We start from the raw sequence: 6,082 nt of genomic DNA, 5'->3' as shown, positions 1-6,082 counted from the left end.
CCACCGGGCCGGTTCCGTCTGTGGTGTTGCTGTGTGGTGCTGCTGGTGCTGCTCTGCACCCGACGCCTACAGCGCGCCGAAGCCCACCCTGCGCGTCGTCGGCTCGCCGATCTCTACGTAGGCGATCCGGTCAGCCGGAACGAGGACCGTACGGCCCTTGTCGTCCTTGAGGCTGAGCAGCTGCGCCTTGCCGGCCAGCGCGTCGGATACCGCGCGCTCGACCTCCTCGGTGGACTGCCCGCTCTCCAGAACGATCTCCCGGGGCGCGTGCTGCACGCCGATCTTGACCTCCACGGCTATGTCCCTCCGACGGTCATCAGTGCTGCGGTGCGCGGTCAGCCGCGCTGTACGCAGCACACATTAGCCCGGTGAGGGGACACGGAACGCTCCGACGCCGCACGCCAGAAGCGAACACGCACCGGGAACACGTCCCGGACACGCGCCGCGACGCACCGCGTCAGTGCTCGCTGCCGTGCAGCGGGAAGCCCGCGATGCCGCGCCAGGCGAGCGACGTCAGCAGCTGCACCGCCGTGTCGCGCGGGATGGTGCTGCCACTGGAGAGCCAGTAGCGGGCGACCACCTGCGACACACCGCCGAGGCCGACGGCCAGCAGCATCGACTCGTCCTTGGACAGGCCGGTGTCCTCGGCGATGACCTCGCTGATCGCCTCGGCGCACTGGAGGGACACGCGGTCGACGCGCTCGCGCACAGCGGGTTCGTTCGTCAGGTCCGACTCGAAGACCAGTCGGAACGCGCCGCCCTCGTCCTGGACGTACGCGAAGTAGGCGTCCATCGTCGCGGCCACGCGCAGCTTGTTGTCCGTGGTGGAGGCGAGGGCGGTACGCACCGCCTGGAGCAGCGAATCGCAGTGCTGGTCCAGGAGGGCCAGGTACAGCTCCAGCTTTCCCGGGAAGTGCTGGTACAGGACCGGCTTGCTCACACCGGCGCGCTCGGCGATGTCGTCCATCGCCGCCGAGTGGTACCCCTGCGCGACAAAGACCTCCTGCGCCGCGCCCAGAAGTTGATTGCGTCGGGCTCGGCGGGGCAGGCGTGTGCCGCGTGGGCGTGCCGCCTCTGTCTGCTCGGTGGCTGTCACGCCGCCTCCCATGTCTTTCAGTGTCGCGGCCTTTCAACAGCACGGCCGTTCCGTGCGCCGTGTGCGCCGCGCCCGCCATCGTACTTTTGGGTAATGCGGGAGCGCGCGGTGCGGACGGAGAATTTCACGGACCGGACGGCCGCGGAAGGCCGATCACGTGGTGATCGGATACCGGCCAGGTGCTGCGGCCGGCCCGTCAGCGGTAGTCGTCCTCGTCGACGGTGACCACGCGGGCCTGCTCGGCAGCGTCCCCGTCGGTCGCCTCCCCGGTGTCGATGCCGGTCGGACGGTCGTCGTGGACCTCCTGCCACTCCTTGCGCTGCTCCGCGGCGTCGGCCTCGGAGGCGTCGTTGCCGAGCTCGTCGGGTTCGTCGAGGGGCTCCTCCGCGTCGAAGGTGTCGGGGTCGGTCGGGTCGACGGACATGCGGGCTGCCTTTCGCGAGGAAGCGGGGGCGGGCGCGTACCCCCTTTGCTCCGAGGGTAGATCTGTGACGGCGAACACACGATTCAGTGCGTGATCGTCTCGTAACATTGCCGCATGTCTTCGACCGAGCTGCCCGGAACTAGCCTCGCCGCCGCCACGGTGGTGCCGCGGGTCAGTGCCGTGCGGGTCGCCGAGGGGGAGAAGCTGCGCTCCGTCACCCTGCCCGGGCTGACGCTGAACGTACGCGCACGGCCTCCGGCGCGCACTGGACTGCCACCCGCGCTGTACGTGCACGGGCTCGGCGGCTCCTCGCAGAACTGGTCGGCCCTGATGCCGCTGCTCGCCGACCGCGTGGACGGCGAGGCGGTCGACCTGCCCGGCTTCGGGGACTCCCCACCGCCCGACGACGGCAACTACTCCGTCAGCGGGCAGGCGCGCGCGTGCATCCGGCTGCTCGACGCGAGCGGGCGCGGACCGGTGCACCTCTTCGGCAACTCGCTGGGCGGCGCCGTCGCCACGCGCGTCGCGGCCGTCAGGCCCGACCTGGTGCGCACGCTCACGCTCGTATCGCCCGCTCTCCCCGAACTCCGGGTGCAGCGCGCGGCGGTGCCGACCGGACTGCTCGCGCTGCCGGGGATCGCCTCGCTGTTCGCCCGGCTCAGCAAGGACTGGACGGCGGAGCAGCGCACGCGCGGTGTGATGGCGCTCTGTTACGGCGATCCCGAGGCGGTCACGCCCGAGGCCTTCCAGCACGCCGTTCAGGAGATGGAGCGGCGGCTGGAACTGCCGTACTTCTGGGACGCGATGACGCGGTCCGCGCGGGGCATCGTCGACGCATACACGATGGGCGGTCAGCACGGTCTGTGGCGGCAGGCGGAGCGGGTGCTCGCGCCGACGCTGCTGGTGTACGGAGGGCGGGATCAGCTCGTGTCGTACCGTATGGCGCGCAAGGCGGCCGCGGCGTTCCGCGATTCACGGCTGCTGACCCTGCCCGACGCCGGGCACGTGGCGATGATGGAATATCCGGAGGCGGTCGCCAGTGCTGTCCGGGAACTGATGGACGACAGCGGTAGGAGCTGATCGGGCGCGTGGGACGTCATAGTCGCCGAGGCCCCGCACCCAAGGGGGCGGCCGAGAAACCCGCCATACCCGGCCCCGGCGAGGGAGCCGCGGCAGGTCCGGACGCGGTGGGCGCACGACACGGGCGTGCGAGAGCGGCGGGGTACGACGCCGCACCGGCGCCCGCGCCCCAGCGGCCACAGCAGCAGCATCAGCAGTACGGCGGCACTCCGGCTCACGGGGTGCCGCACGTGCGCGGCGGGCATCCCGAGCAGCGCGAGCGCGGCGGCGGCTGGGGCGCCGCGCCCGGCGACCGGTACGGCGACTGGCAGGGGGCTCCTCGCGGGCCGCAGGGGCCGCCCGGCCAGCAGCAGGGCGCTCAGCAGGGCGCGCACGGAGCGCAGGGTCAGGCTCAGGCGCGTTACGCGGCGGCCGGGGCCAGGATTCCGGGGCCGCGGCAGGAGTTCGTCGACGCGTTCGACGCCCCGCCGAGGATCCCGTCGGCGGCCGGTCCGTTCGGCTCGGTCGCGGATGCCGCCGGAGCCGCGCGCGACGGCCGTGACGGACGCGACCGCGATTCCGGCGACAGCCAAGAGGTCCAAGAGGTCCCCGAGGTCCATGAGGTCCAGGACGCACCGGCCAAGGGCGGCAAGGGACGGGCCTTCACCGGGATCGCCGCAGCCGCGGTGACCACCGTGCTCGCCGTTGTCGTCGCCGGGCAGGTCGCTCAGGGCGAGAAGGGCCCCGTGGCGCCCCCGGCCACCGGCGACAGGAACACCGTCGAGAGCGACGCCTCGCGTTCGGACGCCCGGCCGACGCCGTCGCGGGGAGCGGAGGCCGCCCCGGCGACGTACGAACAGCAGATGGCCAGGACGTACCCGATCGACCCGAAACTGACGGGCGGCGGGGAATTCCAGGCGATCGGCGGATTCGACAAGGCGCCCGGCAAGGGGCAGAAGTACTCCTACCGGGTCGATGTCGAGAAGGGGCTCGGCCTCGACGGCGCTCTCTTCGCCCGCGCCGTGCAGGAGACCCTCAACGACGACCGGAGCTGGGCGCACAACGGCGCCATGACGTTCGAGCGGATCTCCTCGGGGCGGGCCGACTTCGTCGTGACGCTCGCGAGCCCGGGCACCACCGGCGTGTGGTGCGCGAAGTCCGGCCTCGACACGCTCTCCGGCAACGTCTCGTGCGATTCGGCGGCGACCGAGCGCGTCATGATCAACGCGTACCGGTGGGCGCAGGGTGCCGAGACGTTCGGCAAGGACAAGATGTTCGCGTACCGGCAGATGCTCATCAATCACGAGGTCGGTCACCGGCTCGGGCACGGTCACAAGAATTGCGAGACGCCCGGCGAACTCGCCCCGATCATGCAGCAGCAGACGAAGTCGCTCGACATCGGCGGCATCGCGTGCAAGCCCAACCCCTGGGTCTTCCCCGGCAGTTGAGTCTCCTCCGCACGCAGGCCGCAGCCTGACACTTCGTAACCGATCAGCCTCTTAGCGCGACGGAACGCTACGGCGAGGCGAAAGTTACGCGTGTTCACCCCTTTTGGTGGCGCGATGGACAACCGTCCGTCGCGTCACCGGCATGTCCGCATACGGTCGGTCCCGCTGCGAGTCGCCGGACCAACGGCGGCCGCCCACAAGGGAGATCGGGGGTGCACTCGTGCGGATCGGACTGCTCACCGAGGGTGGCTACCCGTATGCGACGGGTGAGTCCAGGCTCTGGTGCGACCGGCTCGTGCGCGGGCTCGCGCAGCACGAGTACGACATCTACGCCCTGAGCCGCAGCGCCCGCCAGGAGGCCGGGGGCTGGATCCCGCTGCCGCCCCAGGTGCGGCGCGTGCGCACCGCGCCGCTGTGGGCACCGCAGGACAACGGCAGTACGTACGGCCGGCGCGAACGGCGCCGCTTCGCAGGGCACTTCGGCGAGCTGGCCGGTGCGATCTGCGCGCCGGACGAAGAAGGCGCGGGCGAGCGCTTCGCCGCCGGTCTCTACGGGCTCGCGGAGCTGGCGGGGGAGCACGGCGGGCTGCACGCCGCCCTGCGCTCCGAAACCGCCGTGCGCGCCCTCGAGGCCGCCTGCCGCGCCCCCGGCGCGAACCGCGCCGTACACGCCGCGAGGGTCCCCGACTACCTCGAATGCGTCGACCTGCTGGAGCGCGCCCTGCGGCCGCTTTCGCTGGACTGGTACGACGACGAGAGCCTCGGGGCCGTCGACCTGTGCCACGCGGCTTCCGGCGGGCCCGCCGCCCTGCCGGGGCTGCTGGGCAAACGCTTCTTCGGTGTTCCGCTGCTGGTCACCGAGTACGGCGTACAACTGCGCGCGCACTACCTGGCGGCGGGTGACACGGCCCGCAGCGCGCCGGTACGGGCGCTGCTCGCCGCCTTCCACGGCAGGCTCGCCGCCGAGGTGTACGACCGGGCGACGCTCATCACGCCGGGCAATACGCACGCCAGGCGGTGGCAGGAGCGGTGCGGCGCCGACCGCGCGAAGCTGCGTACGGTCTACCCCGGCATGGAGGCCGACCGCTTCGCGGCGGTGGGGGAGGGGGACGACGGCGGCGACCCCCGGACGCTGGTCTGGGTGGGCCGCGTCGAGCCGGCCAAGGACCTCGTCTCGCTGCTGCACGCCTTCGCGGAGGTGCGCAAGGCGCAGCCGCAGGCCCGGCTGCGGCTCGTACACAGCCGGCACGGGCAGGGCGCCGAGGCCGCCGCCTATCTCGCGCACTGCGAGGCGCTCGCCGCCCAGCTGTTTCCCGACGAGGCCGCCGACGCGCACGCCGTCGGCGACAACCCTGTCTCCTTCGAGGAGATCGGCGGGCCCGAGGTGCCGGACCTGGCCGACGCGTACGCCGCGGGGAGTGTGGTCGTACTGTCCAGCGTTGTCGAGGGCTTCCCGGTCAGCCTCGTCGAGGCGATGTTCTGCGGACGGGCCACGGTCTCGACGGACGTCGGTGCGGTCGTCGAAGTCATCGGCGGTACGGGCCTGGTGGTCCCGCCGCGCAATCCCCGCGCACTGGCCGACGCCTGCGTGGCGCTGCTGCGCGATCCCGAGCGGCGCGAACGGCTGGGAGCGGCGGCGCGCGCACGTGCGCTCGAACTCTTCACTGTCGAGCAGAACCTCACGGCATTTCGAGGCATTTACCTGGAGCTGATCTCGCACTGCCCGGTCCGGCGCGAAGCGGTGGGGACGGACGGCGAACCGCTGCTCTTCGCCCATCCGGCGGAAGCCCACGTGCCGGTTCGGTGGGCGGGTGGTGGGACGAGCGGCGGCTCGGGCGGTGGCGTGGGCGGTGGCGTGGGCGGTGGAATCTCCACGCCGAGTTGGGCGGTCACCGCGGATCCGCCGCACCGGGTGAGCGCGGGCGCCGGGCCGGGAAGGCCGGAGCGGCGCGATGCCTGAGCGACGCAGCCGGCAGGCCCCGGCGAATTCCTCGCCGAGCGCGACCGCGATCCCGTCCACCACCGCGATGGAAACCACTCCCGCAGCGACTGCGA

6 protein-coding genes are annotated in these 6,082 nt (G+C 72.2%); 3 read left to right on the top strand and 3 right to left on the bottom strand.

Annotation, left to right across the window (positions count from 1 at the left end; genetic code table 11):
- Window positions 1-66 precede the first annotated feature (66 nt).
- The 3 genes from J7E91_RS10445 to J7E91_RS10435 all read right to left on the bottom strand — a co-directional run bounded on the left by J7E91_RS10445 (window position 67) and on the right by J7E91_RS10435 (window position 1,520).
- Window positions 67-294 carry a DUF3107 domain-containing protein gene (locus J7E91_RS10445; RefSeq protein ID WP_028811791.1) on the bottom strand — a complete coding sequence of 76 codons (228 nt, stop codon included), beginning with the start codon at window positions 292-294 and terminating at the stop codon, window positions 67-69.
- 163 nt (window positions 295-457) lie between these two features.
- Window positions 458-1,096 (bottom strand): TetR/AcrR family transcriptional regulator, encoded by a 639-nt coding sequence (locus J7E91_RS10440; protein WP_028811790.1) that lies wholly within the window; start codon window positions 1,094-1,096, stop codon window positions 458-460.
- Between the two features lie 196 nt (window positions 1,097-1,292).
- Entirely contained in the window at window positions 1,293-1,520 is a 228-nt protein-coding gene (locus tag J7E91_RS10435) for a hypothetical protein (RefSeq protein ID WP_214901156.1), read from the bottom strand.
- A gap of 114 nt (window positions 1,521-1,634) precedes the next feature.
- Between J7E91_RS10435 and J7E91_RS10430 the strand changes: the two genes are divergently transcribed.
- From J7E91_RS10430 to J7E91_RS10420, 3 genes are all read left to right on the top strand, one after another.
- On the top strand, window positions 1,635-2,600 hold the full coding sequence (locus J7E91_RS10430) for an alpha/beta fold hydrolase (RefSeq protein WP_214901154.1): 966 nt from the start codon (window positions 1,635-1,637) through the stop codon (window positions 2,598-2,600).
- A gap of 8 nt (window positions 2,601-2,608) precedes the next feature.
- Window positions 2,609-4,027 (top strand): DUF3152 domain-containing protein, encoded by a 1,419-nt coding sequence (locus tag J7E91_RS10425; protein ID WP_214901152.1) that lies wholly within the window; start codon window positions 2,609-2,611, stop codon window positions 4,025-4,027.
- Window positions 4,028-4,247: 220 nt separating this feature from the next.
- Window positions 4,248-5,987 (top strand): DUF3492 domain-containing protein, encoded by a 1,740-nt coding sequence (locus J7E91_RS10420; protein WP_214901150.1) that lies wholly within the window; start codon window positions 4,248-4,250, stop codon window positions 5,985-5,987.
- Window positions 5,988-6,082 lie beyond the last annotated feature (95 nt).

It is taken from the genome of Streptomyces sp. ISL-99 (assembly GCF_018614005.1).
GTDB classification, from domain to species: domain Bacteria; phylum Actinomycetota; class Actinomycetes; order Streptomycetales; family Streptomycetaceae; genus Streptomyces; species Streptomyces flavidovirens.
Note: the sequence above shows the minus strand (reverse complement) of the source record. Positions and strands in the feature narration are given on the sequence as shown.